Source organism: Acidisoma sibiricum, assembly GCF_057837225.1.
In genome coordinates, this window is record NZ_CM174445.1 from 1,859,419 (window position 1) to 1,876,818 (window position 17,400).

The window sequence follows — 17,400 nt, forward strand, 5'->3', positions numbered from 1 at the left end:
TCGGTGAAGCGCCAAAGCTCGATCCTCATAGAGTCGCATAACGCCTTTGTTTTACGGCGGTCAGAAGGCAAAAACCAACACTTCGGCATCGCTGCAAGCCGCTATCCTATAACCAATTCAACCGTCATCCGATACAAAGAAGTGAGCAGATGCAGCAAAATGACGGCGCCTGCGGTGCCTTTCATACGGCCGTCATACAGAGATACAACGTCAATATTGACGAAATTTAACTACTTCGTGACCTTGCTCTGCTGCGCCAGCGTTATCGCCAAAACCCGGGTTCCGGCTGATAATTGTGCCGCCGAGGTGAATTCGGCGGGGTTGTGACTGATACCCTTGTGGCTGGGCACGAAAATCATCGCACTTGGCAGGGTCTGCGCCACGAGCTGCGCGTCATGAAAGGCCCCGGATGGCATCAGGCTCCAGCCCAGGCCGAGCGTTTCGGACGCTGCCCGGATCGATTCCACCAGGCCCCCATCGAATGTCAGCGGCGCGGCGGTGAACCGCTCTTCAATGGTCACTGCACACGGAGCGATGACGCGGCTGATGGAGGCCACAATCGCATCGCCCGTCTCCGCCAGAACAACCGGATCGGGATGGCGCAGATCGATTGTGAAGCGAACCAGTCCCGCGACGCTATTGGACGAGCCGGGCTCTACCGTCAGGCTGCCCACCGTAAAGCGCAGCACATCGGTCGGATCGGCCGTCAAAGCGTTGAGCGCCGTCACCGCGCGGATCATGCCCTGCATGGCATCCCGGCGGAGGGAGACTGGCGTTGTCCCGGCATGAGCCGAATCCCCGGTTACGGTGACGGTAAACCAGCGGCTGCCCTGAATCCCCGTCACCACGCCGATGTCGAGACCATCGGCTTCAAGCTGTGGTCCTTGCTCGATATGCGCCTCGATATAGGCATGGCCGCCTCCGCCCAGCGGCCGGCGCGGCAGGTCGGCTTCGGCAGCCAAATGGGCGGCCAGCGCATCGGCGAAGCGGACACCCTCTGCATCCACGATGTCCGCAAAGGCGGACAGCGGCTTCACCCCGGCCCAGGCCATGCTGCCCATGCAGCCAGGCGCGAAGCGGCTCCCTTCCTCATTCGTCCAGGCGACGACTTCGAGCGGCCGGTCGAGCATAAGGCCGCTATCCTTCAGGGCCGCGAGCACCTCCAGCCCCGCCACGACGCCGTAGATGCCGTCAAAGCGTCCGCCGGCTGGCTGGCTGTCCATATGGCTACCGGTCAAAACCGGCGCGGCATCGGCCACCCGCCCCTCGACCCGGAACCAGAGATTGGCTGCCGCATCGACCGAAACAGTGGCGCCCGCCGCCTCTGCCCAGCCGATCATCAGACGCCGCGCCTCCCGGTCCAGCGCCGTCAGGGCCTGCCGGTTGACCCCGTCACCCGGAATGGCGCCGATCTCGGCCAGGCGCATCAGCCGGTCCCACTGGCGGCTCTCGCTGACGGCAGCCGCCAATCTCAGGCCTTGGTCCATAGACTAACCTTTTCTAACAATCGCACCGTATTCTAGCGGCCGAGCAGCCTTTCGCCAGCCGCAACGCCGCGCGACTTGATATTCGGGCGGCGCTAGAGCAAAAGACACCCACGAATTCACCGGCAATGGGCTGGGACGTGACCGAGCGCGCGGGGCCGCCCCCCTGCCGCGCTTTTCTTGCATGGAGGCAAATCGTGACCAGCACCTCGCCGCTTGGTTTGATCCGTAATATCGGAATCACCGCGCATATCGACGCCGGCAAGACGACGACGACCGAGCGTATCCTTTATTACACCGGTGTCTCGCATAAGATCGGCGAGGTCCATGACGGTAACACGACCACCGATTACATGGACCAGGAGCGTGAGCGCGGCATCACGATTACCTCCGCCGCGGTGACCTGCGAGTGGAAAGACCACCGCATCAACATCATCGACACCCCCGGCCATATCGACTTCAACATCGAAGTGAACCGCAGCTTGCGTGTGCTCGATGGCGCCATCTTCATCATCGAGGGCGTGGCCGGCGTGCAGCCGCAGTCCGAGACCAACTGGCGCCTCGCCGACCGCTACAATGTTCCGCGCATCATCTTCATCAACAAGCTGGACCGCACGGGCGCCGACTTCTATCGCGCCTTCGACACCCTGAAGGAAAAGCTCGACATCATCGCGCTGCCGCTGCAGCTGCCGATCGGCATCGAGGAAAACTTCATCGGCGTCGTCGATCTGGTCGAGATGAAGGCCATCATCTGGGAAGGCGGCGAACTCGGCGCGAAGTTCCATGATGAGCCGATTCCGGCTGATCTTGCCGAGAAGGCCGCCGAATACCGCGAGCTGCTGCTCGATACCGCCCTCTCCGTCGATACCACGGCGATGGAAGAGTATTTCGAGAAGGGCGAAGTCTCGGTTGAAACCCTGAAGCGCTGCATCAAGGCCGGTGCCATTTCCGGCGCCTTCCGGCCGGTGCTCTGCGGCACGGCCTTCAAGAACAAGGGCGTGCAGCCCCTGCTCGACGCCGTGCTTGACTATCTGCCGTCCCCGATCGACGTCCCCGGCATCAAGGTCGCCGCTGACGAAGACGAGGAAGACACCCCCGAGGCGGCGGCCGCCCGCCGCGTGATCCCGGCCAACCCGGATGCGCCTTTCTCCGGGCTTGCCTTCAAGATCATCAACGACAAATACGGCACGCTGACCTTCGTCCGCGTCTATTCCGGCACGCTGAAGTCCGGCGATACCGTGATGAACACGACGAAAGACCATCGCGAGCGTATCGGCCGCATGTTCCAGATGCACGCTGACAAGCGCGCTGAAATCAAGGAAGTGCATGCGGGTGACATCGCGGCCTTCGTGGGCCTGAAGGACACCGGCACGGGTGACACGCTCGCCTCCGCCGATGATCCGGTCGTGCTCGAGCGTATGGCTTTCCCGGTCCCGGTGATCGACATCTCTGTCGAGCCGAAGACCAAGGAAGGCGTCGAGAAGATGACGATCGGCCTGCAGAAGCTGGCCGGCGAAGATCCTTCGCTGCGACTCAAGACCGACCAGGAAACCGGCCAGACCATTCTGTCAGGCATGGGCGAACTGCATCTCGAAATCATCATCGACCGTCTGCGCCGCGAATATGGCGTGGACGCCAATATCGGTGCGCCGCAGGTGGCCTATCGTGAGACCATCTCGCGGGAGCATACCGAGACCTATACCCATAAGAAGCAGTCGGGTGGTTCCGGTCAGTACGCGGAAGTGAAGATCATCTTCGCGCCGCTGGAGCGGAACGAAGGCGTCGTCTTCGAGAACAAGGTCGTCGGCGGCACAGTGCCGCGGGAATATATCCCTGCGGTCGAAAAGGGCATCAAAGTGCAGGCCGATACCGGCGTGCTCGCGGGCTTCCAGACCGTCGACTTCAAATACACTCTGGTCGACGGCAAGTACCATGACGTCGATTCCTCGGCGCTCGCCTTTGAAATCGCCGCCAAGGCCTGCTTCCGCGAAGGCATGAAGAAGGCCGGCCCGATCATTCTCGAGCCCATCATGGACGTCGAAGTCACCACCCCGAACGACCATGTCGGTGACGTTGTGGGCGATCTCAACCGCCGCCGCGGCATGATCCAGAACCAGGAAAGCTCGGGCTCGACCGTTATCGTGCGCGCGCATGTCCCACTGAAGGAAATGTTCGGCTACATCTCCCACCTGCGCAGCATGACGAAGGGCCGCGCGTCCTTCACCATGCAGTTCCATCACTACGATCCGGTGCCGCGCAACGTGGCCGACGAGATCATGGCCAAAAGCGCCTAAGTCTTTCGGGACGCTTGATCAAAGAGGGCCGGCGGGGGCAACCCCGCCGGCCTTTTTCGTTTCAGCGGGTGATCTCGTTCACGAAGCGCAGAAAGGCGCGTACCTTCGCGGGCGGCAGATGCCGCGACGGATGATAGACATGCAGCGGGAAAAGCTCGCCGTTCCAGTCGGGAAACAGCTCCACCAGACGGCCGTCCTGCAGCATGGCCTCCGTGCCGAGCGCCATCGGCTGCGCGATGCCCAGACCCGCCACGCAGGCTGCGACTGCCGTTGCCGCCTCGTTGAGTACGAGACGCCCATGCACATTCACCGGCAGCACCTCGCCGGCGCGGTGAAACTCCCAATCGAAGGGACGTCCGGTCACGGGATCGCGGAACAGCAGACATTCGTGCCGCTCGCTGGCGAGATCGCTCGGATGCTCCGGCCGACCGTGCCGTTCGATATAGAAGGGCGAGGCGCAGGTGATGATGCGCGTTTCCAGCAGCTTGCGTGTGATGAGCCCGGAAGGTTCCGGCTCCCCGAACCGCACTGCGGCATCGAAACCCTCGGAGACGAGGTCCCCGAGCCGGTCCCGCACCACCAGATCGAGCGTGAGCTGGGGATAGGCAAGGATGAAGGAGCGCAGACGCGGCGCCAGAAGAATCGAGGCGAACCAGGGGTCGCAGTTCAACCGCAGCCGGCCGGTGACGGCGCTGGCTTCACCGCGGGCGCTATCGGCCGCCTCGGCGATGCTGGCCAGTAGGGGCGACACCTCAGCCAAGAGCCGCTGCCCGGCCTCGGTCAGCGTGGTCGCGCGGGCATTGCGATCAAACAGCCGTATGCCGAGTCGGGCCTCCAATCGCGCCACGGCGCGGCTGACACCGGAGGGGGTAAGTCCTAATGCTTCGGCGGCACGGGCGAAGCTTCCGGTTTCGGCCACAGCGACCAGAGTGCCGATTCCGCTCAGCAGTCTCGCATCGAAGGCCATGGATGATCTTTCGTCAGCTTATGGCTGACTATGATGCGCTCGTATCATCTTCTGTCCAGCGGCATGATGCGGATGTGGCGGATTATTCGCTGACAGGAGCTGATGATGGACTTGAACAGTAAGCGTGTGGTTGTGGTGGGTGGAACCTCCGGGATCGGGCTTGCGGTGGCACAGGCCGCAGGGCGCGAGGGCGCGATACCGGTAGTGGTGTCCCGTGATCCGGGGCGGATCGAGGCGACGGTGGCTGCTCTGCCCCCCGGCGCCGAAGGCTTCTCCGTGGATGTGACGGATGAAGCGGCGGTGAAGAGCCTGTTCGAGCGGATTGGGGCGTTTGATCACCTGGTCTTCACAGCCGGAGAGGCTTTGCAATTGGGCCCCGTAACGGAACTCTCGCTCGCGGTAGGGCGGCAGTTCTTTGAGACGCGCTATTGGGGTGCTCTGACGGCGGCTAAATATGGCGCGCCCCTGATTCGCGCGGGCGGTTCAATCGTCTTCTCGTCAGGCATTGCGGGTGCGCGGCCGCAGGCAGGCTGGGCACTCGGCGCCAGTATCTGCACCGCGATGGAGGGGCTGACGCGAGCGCTGGCGGTGGAACTGGCACCCGTGCGGGTCAATCTCGTCACCCCGGGCTTCGTGCGCACGCCGCTGTGGCGCGATATCCCGGAGGCGGACCGTGAGGCGATGTATGCAGCGGCCGGCGCCAAACTGCCGGTGGGCCGCGTGGGTGAGGCTGCCGAACTGGCGGAAACCTATCTGTTTCTGATGCAACAGGGCTTTGCCACCGGGCAGAGATTCGTCGTTGATGGTGGCGGCGTGCTGGTCTGATTTTGGCCAAGACGGCTTGGCCGGTGGAGGGCAACCTCTCCCGGCCACTGCGGCCCACTGCCGGGTGCTCTACACCTGACGTGCGGGCTGAGCCTTCTGGGTCGCGCTGACCGGTGCGCCGTCACACGTCATTGTAAGGTTGAGAAAGCAGCACCCCGTCTCAAATCTTCAAAAGTCATAGCCATGCCATGGCTGAATGACAGGGCAGGCGACCAGCCGAGGATAGTTTGTGCGCGTGCAATTGATAGAACATTGATCGGCACGTCAAAGGTGCGGCCAGGTGTGCGCTCAACATCGATCCGGCGGCCAAGCTGTGTTTCGATTTCTTCTAGTATCTGGTTGAGACTTGTTCCCCGGCCGCTTCCTATATTGAAGGTGCTTTCTGCCAAGGGCAGCGGCGCCAGAGACAGCATGGCCAAAGCCCGCACGGCATCCGAAATATGGATATAATCCCGAATCACCTCGCCATCCCCCCAGAGAGTAATCCTCTGGCCTGTCAGGGCCCGGTGAATGAAGGTGGTAACTGCACCCAGGCCCTTCGACAGATCTTGCCCCGCCCCGAAGGGATTAGCGATACGCGCGATACGGCAATCTACCCCGTAGGTCGCGCGGTACAAATTCAGATACACTTCCGCTGTCACCTTGCCGGCGCCATAGGCGGTGATCGGCGCTAGAATATGCGTCTCCGGTACGGGATAGTCCTGCGTCTTGCCATAGACGGTTCCACCTGATGAGGCGAACAGCAAGCGGCCACTCTTCCGTCGCCGCAGCGCATCGAGAAGATCAATCGTGGCTGTGACATTGGTGAGCAGATCACCGCGCGGATTTGCATTGGCACTCGCCGGGATCGAGCCCCAGGCGTAGTGATGGATAATATCCATCCCGTCGATCAGGCTATCCCAATCGGCCGCGCCCAGCTCAAGCTGCTTCCAGGTGATGTTGTTGGTATCATCACGCGAAAAGTTGTCGAGGATGCTATGCCGGCTGGCGATCGTGACATGATGGCCGAGCTGCGACAGCAGCAAGGCCATATGCCGCCCGATGAAACCGCCTCCTCCCAGCAGAAGATGGCGCGCAGGGCTTGCCTCGGCGGCGGCAGACCCCTTCACCAGTCTGTTCCGAGAGATGTGACTACCGCCGCCCTCAGCCCAGCTGAGCGGCATGCGCTTGGCAGGATGCGTTCGACATCGCGGCTCACCTGCACTGATCGATCCGCTCTGCTGGCATTGATCTGAACAAGTCGCCGCAGAACCTCCCGCCGCGCCCAGAACATGCCGCCTTCTGGATAATCTTGCGAGATCTCACCGTCTCCGCCCGGCACCAGGCCCGCGGGCTGCCCATCCTCCCCAGCCGAATAATAGGGCTCGGCTGGAAAAACGAGACCGAGGTCATGCATCTCGTGGAACGTCTCGATAATCTGCTCGATGGCGGCCAAACGGCCGCCCACAAGATGTTCCCAGTGAAAGTCACGCCAGCTTGGGATCACCTGATCAGCTGTCGCACGCAGATGGGCCACCAGCCCATCGCCAAACAGGTCGGCGTTCTCCTCAAGATAGTTCGCGAGTGCCAGGGCATCTGGAAGCTCCCGGTCAATCAGCATCCCGGCGATGCCGGTCTCGTCAAAAATCTGGCGCAGCGTGGCACGGAGGCCCTCAGGTGCACTCACGATCAGCGTCACATCCAAAGCCGAAAGCGGCACCAGTCGCGCGGCCAGCAGACGGAAGCTTGCCATGTCATCGGTATGGACATGAAAAACGGTCATCGTGGCGCCATGACCGCTCTGTCTCTGCCGTCCGCGCAAGTCGAGGTGCTTCAGCACCGGCATCTGCCAGACACCAGGGGGCCGGCCGGCCGACAGGAAATCGGCATAGGCTTCGCCGGTTTCGCCGTTCGCCGCTTCCGCACTCGCCTCCCATGCGAAGGCGTTAAAACCAGGCGCGGGCCGCCGCAGCCAAGCGGAGCCACGCTCCCGGCGATGCCAGGCAGCAAGGTAGCGCCGAACTGCTTCCTCGCGGCTCTCAATCCGTGGCTTGGCGCCGCTGAAGAAATCCGCCGAGAAGCCCTTCTGCGAAACGATGATCTCGGCCGCTCTGCATAAGGCACGCGCGGGGCCAGCATGCTCCACACCAATCGCGTCTAGCGCCTCCACATACCGTTCCATGTCAAATGTACGCCGTGCGAATTCTGCCGTTGCCTTCGCAATCTGCGCATAGGCGGTCTCGCTTCCAGCGAGACGCAGGAGCACGCTGCGCGCTGCCTCGATATCGAGATGCGGAACAACCGTAGGCGCAGTCAGGGTATCCTGTGCCAAGAGATCGGCCATGCCGGAGGCATGTTCAAAACAAACGACCGGGATGCCTCTCCAAGCCGAATCGATAGATACGTTAGGCAGAGGGTCCAGTCGCGAGGTCAGCAGAAAGGCATCAGCCAGAGCATAGACCTGATCGAGATCCGGCGTTTCTTCAAGAAAAGTAACATGATCGCCCAACCCGGACCTTTCTATCTGCTCGAGAAGATAGACTGAGTAGTTCATGTCCTCCGCGGGGCGGTATCCCTGCCCGATCCAGACGAAATGCATCGATGGCGCATCCGGCTGCTGTCGGACTGAAGCGGCGACCGAGATGAAGAGGTCGACGCCCTTGCGGACCGACACCGTTCCCGCGCCGAGGACGATGAAAGCGCCGTCTTTCTTCCGCTTTCGCAGAACGTCCAGCTTGTCCGCACCCTTGCGCTTCTCTGTCCCTTCCAGGGCAGCCGCCGGCAGCTCCGACATGCCCTGCGGCAGAAGCCGTATCGAATGATCTGCAAGAGGAGGATAGATGGACAAAGATGACTGAGCAACAATCGGCGCAGGGAAGATCAGCTCGTCGGCCAGATCGAAGGCTTGAGTCAATTCGGCGCGCGGATAGACATAGGTGCCGAATTCATGGACGAGGAACAGGACGGGAATGAGCCGGTTCGTGAAATCCTCAATCGCAACGCGGGATTCCGTGCTGTTTACGAGGGCATATTTGAATGTTTGGCTCGCGAAGAGATCGGCCAGGCCGAACCGCATATCCCCGAGAGAGCGCTGGCGCAGTGGGAAAGGCCCGCAGACCTGGGTGCTCACCGCATAGAAATCCGGCACAAGTGCGCCACCGCCCAGCAGAACGGTAACGACATTATACCGTTTAGCGAGAGATTTTGCGATGTTCCAGGCAAGGACCGGTGCGCCGGTACGCGAAGCCTCGTGGGAGACGATCAGAATGCTGTCTTTCGAGCCGTCCCATTTCAGGGCGCCGTCATGGATCACCTTGGGCGCATGCGCTGCCCGGCCTTCTAAATGGCCATGATAGGTATAGTGGCAGAGTAGGGACATGCCGCTCGCCAGCACGTCGAAGTTCTGCTGTCCATAGTAGCTCGGATCAAAATGCTCTGAGGGGGGTAGGCCGATGGCTTCGCCCCTCAGAAGATAATGCACCGCGGGATCAATATCTTCATCAGCAAGACCGGCGAGCTGGCTGTAGAAATCTGGGTCCCAATACGCGCTGCCCCTGATGGCGGCGAGGCTTTCGTGGAGGAGCCCCTGATTATCGTCCTCGGAAGGGCCGAGCCCCACGGCCTTGACCCAGGCCAGCACTCGCTCGTCCTCCGTCTCGATGCCCCGGAAATAGGGACTGAGCGCCCCGAGGGCCTCATCGCCCAAGTCAAGCGAGAGCAGGCGCCAGGCCATGGGTAGAGAGATGAGAAAGGGCCGCCTTTCTGCAGGGGCGTCCAAGCTGCTCGCCGGCGCCGCAAGGGCATCGGCAATGGACAGGACGGCGCTCTGCTCCTCCGCCTGGGGGTCCAGATCAAGGCTGGCTGCTTTGATCAGCTCGAGGCGCAGAAGCGCCTCGCGCACACGATAGGAGCGGCGCAGAAGGCCAAGAATGACGCGCGGACGGGAAAAATGGGCGACGAGGTCCTGCGTGCCGGCTACCCCCAGACCGAGCTGGTCAGCCCAATGCCGCAGCACCGTCCGGCGCTGGTCGCGCCCGCGGCGGAGCAGACCGAAGACGGCGCGTAGCGTGGCCGCTTGCACCGCAAGTTCGGCCGTCACGGCGCGCTGTGACGCGAAACGAAGGAACCGCGCCTGCCCGACCGCCGCCACCTGCTGCGCCTGCTCCGCAAGTGCGGCTACACGCGCAAGCTCCGCCTCCAGCCTTTCGGCCCGTCCCCCCAGCTGGCGCGCTTCCAGCAGCAAAGCGTGCTTCACCCGGCTATGCTCGGTCTGCGCGCTCTTCTGCTGCCCCGTGAGTTCGGATGCCAGAATCCGCGCTTCAATCAGCTGATTGAGCACGAAGCGGTATTGCGTATGGATGGCACGATGAGCGGCTTCGCTCGAAGACTGCGCCAAAGAGAGCCGCTCCAGCGCCTGTCGCTGTTCGGTAAGCTCCTGGTGCGCAAGGGAAAATTGAGTGAGAGCCGTCTGCAATTCGGTGCGCGTCTTTGCGTGCCCCAGGATTTCCTCGACAAGTTTGTCTTCCCTGTCCTGGGCCAGCAGCATCGCGGTATTGCGCCGGTCTTCCATCGTCATGCCAGGCCACCAGGCGAGGCCGTCATGGGGCGGCTTCGGCGGCTCCCATCCGCTGACCGCGTATCCCGCGAGATGCCGCGGCAAGGTCCAGAAAACATTCGGATCGGGAATATGCTGAACGGGTTCCACCGCCCCTCGCCAGGCAACACCCATGATCTGCATGGTCTGATAGATCATGGTACGCCAGCCGGCGTCGCGCATCCGGTGCAAGGCTGCCGCAACGAAGGGCGAGGTGAGATCATGAAAAAGCACGATCGCATCTTCGGCGGCATTACGCAGTGCAGCCTCGGCATCGAGCCTGGGGGCATCCCCCTCATGTTCGGCATCGATGAACATTAAGGACCATTTGACGCCCAGTTCCTGCGTCAGCGCATCGATCGCGCCGGGACTGTAGCCCGCATGAAAGGTGATCTTGTTCAATACGCCGGCGGCCTCGCAGGAATCGCGAATGCTCGCGGCGAATGCTGGATCGTCGACGATCGGATCGATCACATGCAAATCGCCCGCCCCAAGCGCGAAATGAACAGTCGACCAACCGCGCCAGCACCCCACCTCCAGGCACGGGCGGCCACGGAATTTCAGAGCAGTATTGTAGATAATGGCAACTTCGTCCCGGCTCGCAAAACCCGCATAAGGCAGAGATTTGTCGATGTACCAATTATGCGAAACCCACTTCCGCAACCACGTCCATTGTGGAATCCGAGTATCGCCCACCCTCATATTGGGGAAGGCGGCGTCGGGGATTATCACGTCCAGATTGGGCGATACGTAATCATCCGGGGGCAGGCCTCGCGACGAAGGTGGCCCGTTGAAGGAAGGGACTTTCACTTCATTATCCATCGCAGCGTAAAGACCTTTTCCACTGGGCTTCAAGTCGGGACTGAGCAGGCAACCTTGGCTTCCCTGCAGGAGTGCGAAACCCTTGCACTCCTAGAACTAGAGGCAGCCACGGCACCCTGCAAGAGAGCCTCCGGCCGGCCCGCCAACCCAGGCATGGCGACCCGAGCGTGGCACGTTGCGAAACCCATGCCCATCAGGGTAAGAGCTATGCTTCAGGAACACAACGCCTTGAGTGAGAGACGGATCGGTCATGCGACGCATCAGCAGGAACCTCGCATCACCGTCCCGGGAACTCTATCTTCTTCTATTTGTGGCGACTTTATTCTTTGCTTTGAACCTGCGCTGGATTTGGCTCTATCGTCACGATAATCTTCTGGATATTGATGAGGCTGGCTATTTCGGCTTTGCGGTCATTGATTACTATGGTGGCCATTTTGGCGGTCTCACCGGCTGGGTCAATGCGGTCAATATGCCCAGCATTCAGGCCCCCTTGCTGACGGCTGTCACGTCCATATTCTTCCTCCTGTTTGGTGTCCATCCAATCTGGGGGTTCGTCACCACAGCGGGTTTCGCCACCCTCGCCATCCTTGTGACCGCGGGAATCGGAACGACGCTGCGCTCGCCTCAGGCTGGGCTGATCGCCGCTCTGCTGACGGCCTGCTGCCCTGTCATCGTCAATTACAGCCGCAGCTTTCAGTTCTCCGCGCCAGCCACGTTCGTCACGGCTCTCGCGGTTCTGGCCATGCTGCGCAGCCGCCGCTTCGGCCATATAGGCTGGGCCGCCGTCTTCGGCATCGCGCTCGGTCTCATGCCCCTGGCGCGAACCATGACCATCGCCTTTCTGCCAGGGTTGCTTCTGGCAGGCCTCGTCTGCCTGCTCGGGGAGCGCCGTCATGTCCTGCGGCGTCTGGCCATTTTCGCCGCATCTGTGCTTCTGGCTGTGGTCGTCTCCGCCAGCTGGCTCGCGAGCAATGGCGTCCTGGTTTTTCACTACCTGTTCAGCTTCGGATATGGCCGGCAGGCTTTGGAATACGGTCAGGCGAACTCGAAATTTGGCCCGGACGCCTGGATGCGCAGCCTGCACGCCATGGTGGGGGACATCTACCTTCCCTTCTTCGCGGTGCTCTGCGCCGCCGCCGTCCTTGGTCTGGGGCTTCTCATCGGCCGTCTGCGGAAGGAGGGTCTGGGGCGCACCATTGCCACCCTTCTGCGGTCACCGGCTTTCCTGGTCTTCATCGTGGTGGCCGAGCAGCTCGCTGCCCTCACTACCTCCAGTAACAAGGGATCGGGCTTTTTCGCCCCCCTCATCCCGCCGCTCGCCGCCCTGATGGCCTATAGCCTTACCGGCGTGCCCGCTCTGCGACGCCACAAGGCCAGGACAGTCGCGGCCGTCGGCGTTCTGGCCGCGCTGCTCTGGCTTCCTCTCATCCAACTGATTCCCGGCCTCTCGCACCGATACGTCACAGATCTTCCTTTCATCGGATTTTCCCCGATCAGCGACGGACGCGGCACGATACAGTCTGACGAAGCGCGCGCCGGGTATGGCGCGCCGGGCGCGCTTGCCCCAGTCTCTTCGGAGCAGGCGCATCAATGGGGGGCGCTCAGCAACGACATAGCGGATTATTTGATCAATCAGTTTGGGAAGGACATCCTCGTCGAGTGGGGGTTCCGAAACGAGCTTGTCAACGTCAATACAGTGCAGCTTTCCAACCTCCTTCACCGTGGAAGTGCTTTTGCCGCCATCATGATTGACCCGTCAGTCGTTCAGGAATCCGCTGTCGGATACGCGGATTGGCTCGGCCAGAACTGTGCGAAGCGCTGCGTGCTGCTGACATCGGACCGGGTCAGTGGAGATTTCCTGCCGCCGGTGAATCGGCCGTTGATGGCGCAGGCAGCGCGGGCGCGGGGGTTTTCCCCCGTCAAAACCTGGATTGCGCCGGATGATCAACGGATCACGCTGTGGACCTACGGCACGACAAAGGCTGCGGGTTTCTGAACTGCCAAAGAATCGCTGTAACCCTTGCCCCCGCAGCAGGCGGTCACGGATCATCCGTCCCCCCCTGCGCGTATGGACATCCCGAGCGTCTCGAGCGCCCGGTCCGGCTGTCCAGGTGCCGCCGCGCCGCACCATGCCCCCTGCATCTCGGCTGTACGATCAGTTAGAAATGAAGATGAGGGTCGCGGCCCGTCCTAAGCGTTGCGGGCGGCAGATCCGCCTGCACGAGACAGGCAGTCAGCAACGCCGTTGGGATTCGCGCGAAAGAATGAGGTGAGGGTCGCGATGAACGCCTGGTCTAAAATTGCTGGCAAATTGCAGCCCGATGCCTTTCGCCTTCATAAAATCTCATGTCGTCCGACAAAATACTCGCCAATTCGCTTCTGATTTGCGCGTTGTTTGTCATGGATTGCCGCTCGTCGCAGTCATCGCTGGCGTTAATGTGAACTTCCGAGCGAAGGGGCAGGCCTATTTGCCTTCCGAGCCAAGGGATGTCGCGGTCACGCGATTCGTGGAAGCCGACGAAGCTGAAACGGCGCATATCAAACCCGCCGAAATAGGTTTCCGAAAAAAGCCTCTGCAGGCCATTATATTTTGCTAGATCAACTATTGTTGGCCGTTCGGTCAGGAATCGCCGATGAAGCTCCTGCGCGGGCGTATGGATGGATTTCCAGTAGAAATATATGGAAATCAGGTTGTCGATTGGATTTCTCAAAAATGTTAACCAGAACGCATTTTCTGCCTCATAGCGTCTGGCGGCAAAGTGTCCGTGAAGGACGGCCTTTCCGTCTGGATAGGTGCCTTTTTGCTGGCCAGCGGCTGTAAATGGGTCGTGCGCAATGTCGAGGGCGACCCGGTCGCCAAAAAGGGCCACAAATTGCGAATGCAGCGAAGACCCCGCCGTCTTAGGCACATGGATCGAAATAATGCGTGGAGGAAATGGGTGATCTGGATGGTTCACGCTATGCGGCCGTATATGTAGATGATCAAACAAAATATTGGTAGTTGTTTCAGAGAGCCTTCACGCCAATTCTTCCAGTGTAGTCTATGCGCGCAAGCAGTATTCGGGAAGAAGGCGCCAGCTGCTGAAAATATTCGTCGACCGCTTTTCGAGATCCTTTCCAATGACCATAGTCATCAATGATCAGAACGCCTCGTGGGCTCAGCAGAGGATAAAACTGCTCTAGCTCAATGCGGGTTGACTCGTACCAGTCGGTGTCTAGACGAAGTAAAGATATCAAGTCAGGTCGCTGGACTGCAATCGTATCTTCGACTTTTCCTTCGACGAAGAAAAATTGCTCCGTTGGATAATGCGTTTTAGCCAAATTTGCGCGCACCTCTTGCAGAGAAGAAATACACCATACCAGGCCATTTTCACGATTGGCTTCAGCGGCCAACATCACGTCAGCGCGTTTTCCATCCAAATCGACATCGGCCTCGGTTGGCACGCTCATGCCGTCGAATGTGTCGTATAAATATATGCGGCGATTGGTGACGCCAAGGCTGAGGAGGGTTTCGGCGATCAGCATCACGGAACCACCACGCCATACGCCGCATTCTACAAAATCCCCCGGGATCTCGGCCTCCACGACGTACTGTACCGCTTTAAACAGCGCGTACATGCGTTCGATCGATGTCATGGTGAAACTTTGACAGCGCCGGTAAATGTCCAGGAAGTCAGTCTCCATATCGTGATAAATTGACACTTAAACCCCTCATATTTTGTCTTGAGGATCAAAAATTAATGTTTAGTGGTGTCGCAAACAGCGGCAGGCAGTCAATATAAAAATGGTAACTGAGGTCGGTATCAAATTCGTCTGCCGGAGATTTGTCTCCACTCCGGCGAATGCGCTGAGCAGGGCGAGGACCACCTTGCCGGCAGCGAGGTGGTTTCGATCGGTGCCTCGGGCGCCTTCAGCGCGATGCTGCGGTTCGTCAGTCCATGGCCGATGTCCTGGAGGTCCTGCCGCCACCGGGCCAGCCGCTCGATGCGTGCAACCCGTCAGCGTCTCATGAAGGCGTTCCACCGGCCTGTACCCGAATGACACCGTGGTCATTGACGGCGCGCTGCAGTAGTCCTGCTACAATCCAAGGGCACTATTTCGGATGGAGAAAGACCCTGCAATGTGGAGCAGAACGGAAGGGCAGGGGAGACCAATCGTCTTCCTGCATGGATGGGAGATGGATCACCGTGATGAGGTTCGGACCTATGAGCCGATCTTCGAGGGCGTGACCGGCTGGTGCCGGCACTATCTCGATCTTCCCGGAATGGGCCGCAGCCCAGCCAGATCAGACATCCGTGATCTGGATGGCATGCTGGCCGCTGTCATAGGGACAATAGAAGATCTGGTCGAAGATGATCGATTTCTCCTGGCGGGAACATCGGCCGGCGGTTACCTGGCGCGCGGTCTTCTCACGCGCTTCCGAAGCCGAATAGATGGCTTGCTCCTGCGCGCGCCGGTGATCGTCCCAGCCACGCGCCAGCGTGATCTCGATCCAATCCATCCTCTCCTGGTCAGCGAGGACGCCGTGCTCGTGATGTCGGATGCGGAGCGGCAGGAGGTCGGCGAGGTCCTTGTTCAGACTCCGGCCTATGTCCAAGCGTTGCGGGAGAAGACGCGCGAGGCAGTGGCGCCCGCATTGGCCGCCGCCGACACAGGCTTCCTGGCCGCAATTCGGGAGGATGAGCGACGGTACCGGTTCTCGTTTGACCCGGATGCGGCCGAGGTCTTGTCATCGCGCCCGACCTTGATCGTCACCGGGCGGCACGATGCAGTCGTCGGGTTCCGAGACGCTTGGCGTCTCGTGGGGAAGTTCCCGAGCTCGACCTATGTCGTTCTCGACCGCGCCGAGCATGGTCTTCCGATTGATCAGCAGGCGGTCTTCACAGCCCTTGTCCACGATTGGCTGAAGCGTGTGCAGGAAGATACCTCAGCGCAACCCTAACGGAAGCCTGCCCTCAGCGCATCACGAAGGGATCGGGGACCGGCGCCTCGGATAGATTGATCCAGACGGATTTGGTGCGCGTGTAGTCCAAAATGGATTCCACTCCGCCCTCGCGCCCCAGCCCGCTTTCGCCGAACCCGCCGAAAGGCACCAGCGGTGAGATCATGCGATAGGTATTGACCCAGACCACGCCGGCACGGATGCCGCGCGACAGACGATGGGCGCGGGCCAGATCCCGCGTGAAAATGCCGCTCGCGAGGCCGAACTTCGTGCCATTGGCCAGCCGCAGCGCCTCCGCCTCGGTGTCAAAGGCGATCACGCTGAGCACGGGGCCGAAGAATTCCTGCTGCATGGACGGCAAGTCGGGGCTCGGGCAGAACAGGATCGTCGGCTGGAAATAAAACCCATCCTCGAAACCCGGCGGCACGCCGCCGCCGGTAATCAATTCGGCGCCTTCGGCCAGGCTGCGCGCGATCAGGTCCTGGGCGTGCCGGCGCTGCCGCAATGTGGCCAGTGGCCCCATCTCGGTCGCGGGATCGGCCGGATCGCCGATGCGGATCGCTTCCGCCTGCGCCTTCAGCCGGGCGAGCAAGGGCGCCAGCAGCGGGCGCTCCACCAGCAGGCGCGATCCGGCGACGCAGCTCTGGCCGCTGGCCGCGAAAATCCCCGCGACCACGGTATTGCTGAGATTGGCGATATCGGCATCGGCAAAGGCGATGATAGGCGATTTGCCGCCGAGTTCGAGCGAGGTCATCGCCAAATTCTCGGCGCTGTTGCGCAGGATATGGCGGGCGGTCTCTGGTCCCCCGGTGAAGGCGATTCGTGCGACCAGCGGATGGGTGGTCAATGCGCGGCCACAGTCCGGGCCCGTGCCGGTCAGGATCGTCACGACGCCGGGTGGAAAGCCTGCCGCCTGCACCAGGCGGGCGAATTCCAGAAGCGGCGCCGGGGCATCTTCAGCCGCCTTAAGCACGACTGTGCAGCCAGCCGCCAGCGCCGGCCCCAGCTTCACCGCCGCCAGGAAAAGCTGGCTGTTCCAGGGCACGATGGCCGCTACCACGCCGATCGGCTCACGCCGCAGGAAGACGTCCATATCGGGCTTGTCCACCGGCACCTGCAGGCCGGACACCTTGTCGGCCAAGCCGCCATAGAAGCGGAAATACTGCGCAATATAGGCAATCTGGGCTGAGGTCTCGCGGATGATCTTGCCGGTATCCCGCGTCTCCAGCGCCGCCAGATCCGGGGCCGCCGCCGCCAGAAGATCGCCCAGCCGGTGCAGCAGCGCGCCGCGGGCGGTCGCGGTCAGCCCGGCCCAGGCGGGGTCCGACAGTGCCGCATGGGCGGCGGTCACGGCGCGATCGACATCGGCGGCCGAGGCCGCCGGCATGCGTGCCCAAGGCTGCCCCGTCGCGGGATTGAGGCTGTCAAAATGCGCGCCCGCTTCCTCAAACACGCCCGCGATGAACTGCGGGAAGCACGGAAGTTCGGCCATC

Annotated in this window: 11 protein-coding genes; 4 read left to right on the top strand and 7 right to left on the bottom strand. The window is 61.4% G+C overall.

What is annotated here, in order from left to right; all coding sequences use genetic code 11:
- Positions 1–230: 230 nt before the first annotated feature.
- Positions 231–1,487 carry a M20 family metallo-hydrolase gene (locus tag AC3G7M_RS08835; protein ID WP_489215729.1) on the bottom strand — a complete coding sequence of 419 codons (1,257 nt, stop codon included), beginning with the start codon at positions 1,485–1,487 and terminating at the stop codon, positions 231–233.
- A 194-nt stretch (positions 1,488–1,681) separates the two neighbouring features.
- Between AC3G7M_RS08835 and fusA the strand changes: the two genes are divergently transcribed.
- The gene (gene fusA, locus AC3G7M_RS08840; protein ID WP_489215731.1) at positions 1,682–3,778 is read left to right on the top strand and encodes an elongation factor G; all 2,097 of its coding nucleotides are present in this window, start codon (positions 1,682–1,684) and stop codon (positions 3,776–3,778) included.
- 61 nt (positions 3,779–3,839) lie between these two features.
- On the opposite strand, the gene AC3G7M_RS08845 is transcribed toward fusA, so the two are convergent.
- Complete coding sequence (locus AC3G7M_RS08845; protein ID WP_489215733.1) at positions 3,840–4,745, bottom strand: LysR family transcriptional regulator; 906 nt, start codon at positions 4,743–4,745, stop codon at positions 3,840–3,842.
- A 105-nt stretch (positions 4,746–4,850) separates the two neighbouring features.
- Between AC3G7M_RS08845 and AC3G7M_RS08850 the strand changes: the two genes are divergently transcribed.
- Positions 4,851–5,570 (top strand): SDR family oxidoreductase, encoded by a 720-nt coding sequence (locus tag AC3G7M_RS08850; RefSeq protein ID WP_489216017.1) that lies wholly within the window; start codon positions 4,851–4,853, stop codon positions 5,568–5,570.
- Positions 5,571–5,698: 128 nt separating this feature from the next.
- Here the strand turns inward: AC3G7M_RS08850 and AC3G7M_RS08855 are convergent, their stop codons facing one another.
- Positions 5,699–6,601, bottom strand: a complete 903-nt coding sequence (locus AC3G7M_RS08855; protein ID WP_489215735.1) for an NAD-dependent epimerase/dehydratase family protein — start codon at positions 6,599–6,601, stop codon at positions 5,699–5,701.
- A gap of 74 nt (positions 6,602–6,675) precedes the next feature.
- Positions 6,676–10,965 (bottom strand): glycosyltransferase, encoded by a 4,290-nt coding sequence (locus tag AC3G7M_RS08860; protein WP_489215737.1) that lies wholly within the window; start codon positions 10,963–10,965, stop codon positions 6,676–6,678.
- Between the two features lie 250 nt (positions 10,966–11,215).
- On the opposite strand from AC3G7M_RS08860, the gene AC3G7M_RS08865 reads away from it, so the two are divergent.
- A complete protein-coding gene (locus tag AC3G7M_RS08865; protein ID WP_489215739.1) occupies positions 11,216–12,961 on the top strand; it encodes an ArnT family glycosyltransferase in 1,746 nt (581 codons plus the stop codon).
- 298 nt (positions 12,962–13,259) lie between these two features.
- Here AC3G7M_RS08865 and AC3G7M_RS08870 read toward each other — a convergent pair whose 3' ends face one another.
- Positions 13,260–13,922, bottom strand: coding sequence for a hypothetical protein (locus tag AC3G7M_RS08870; protein ID WP_489215741.1), 663 nt, complete (start codon positions 13,920–13,922; stop codon positions 13,260–13,262).
- 49 nt (positions 13,923–13,971) lie between these two features.
- Positions 13,972–14,601: a TylF/MycF/NovP-related O-methyltransferase gene (locus AC3G7M_RS08875; RefSeq protein WP_489215743.1), complete on the bottom strand. Its 630-nt coding sequence runs from the start codon at positions 14,599–14,601 to the stop codon at positions 13,972–13,974.
- 541 nt (positions 14,602–15,142) lie between these two features.
- Here AC3G7M_RS08875 and AC3G7M_RS08880 point away from each other — a divergent pair.
- Positions 15,143–15,907 (top strand): alpha/beta fold hydrolase, encoded by a 765-nt coding sequence (locus tag AC3G7M_RS08880; protein WP_489215745.1) that lies wholly within the window; start codon positions 15,143–15,145, stop codon positions 15,905–15,907.
- A 13-nt stretch (positions 15,908–15,920) separates the two neighbouring features.
- Here the strand turns inward: AC3G7M_RS08880 and AC3G7M_RS08885 are convergent, their stop codons facing one another.
- Complete coding sequence (locus tag AC3G7M_RS08885; protein ID WP_489215747.1) at positions 15,921–17,399, bottom strand: aldehyde dehydrogenase; 1,479 nt, start codon at positions 17,397–17,399, stop codon at positions 15,921–15,923.
- Position 17,400 lies beyond the last annotated feature (1 nt).

Coding starts and splice junctions, on each gene's coding strand:
- AC3G7M_RS08835 (WP_489215729.1), bottom strand. CDS start 1,487: ATGGACCAAGGCCTGAGATTGGCGGCTGCCGTCAGCGAGAGCCGCCAG.
- AC3G7M_RS08845 (WP_489215733.1), bottom strand. CDS start 4,745: ATGGCCTTCGATGCGAGACTGCTGAGCGGAATCGGCACTCTGGTCGCT.
- AC3G7M_RS08850 (WP_489216017.1), top strand. CDS start 4,851: ATGGACTTGAACAGTAAGCGTGTGGTTGTGGTGGGTGGAACCTCCGGG.
- AC3G7M_RS08855 (WP_489215735.1), bottom strand. CDS start 6,601: ATGGCCTTGCTGCTGTCGCAGCTCGGCCATCATGTCACGATCGCCAGC.
- AC3G7M_RS08860 (WP_489215737.1), bottom strand. CDS start 10,965: ATGGATAATGAAGTGAAAGTCCCTTCCTTCAACGGGCCACCTTCGTCG.
- AC3G7M_RS08865 (WP_489215739.1), top strand. CDS start 11,216: ATGCGACGCATCAGCAGGAACCTCGCATCACCGTCCCGGGAACTCTAT.
- AC3G7M_RS08875 (WP_489215743.1), bottom strand. CDS start 14,601: ATGACATCGATCGAACGCATGTACGCGCTGTTTAAAGCGGTACAGTAC.
- AC3G7M_RS08880 (WP_489215745.1), top strand. CDS start 15,143: ATGGATCACCGTGATGAGGTTCGGACCTATGAGCCGATCTTCGAGGGC.
- AC3G7M_RS08885 (WP_489215747.1), bottom strand. CDS start 17,399: ATGGCCGAACTTCCGTGCTTCCCGCAGTTCATCGCGGGCGTGTTTGAG.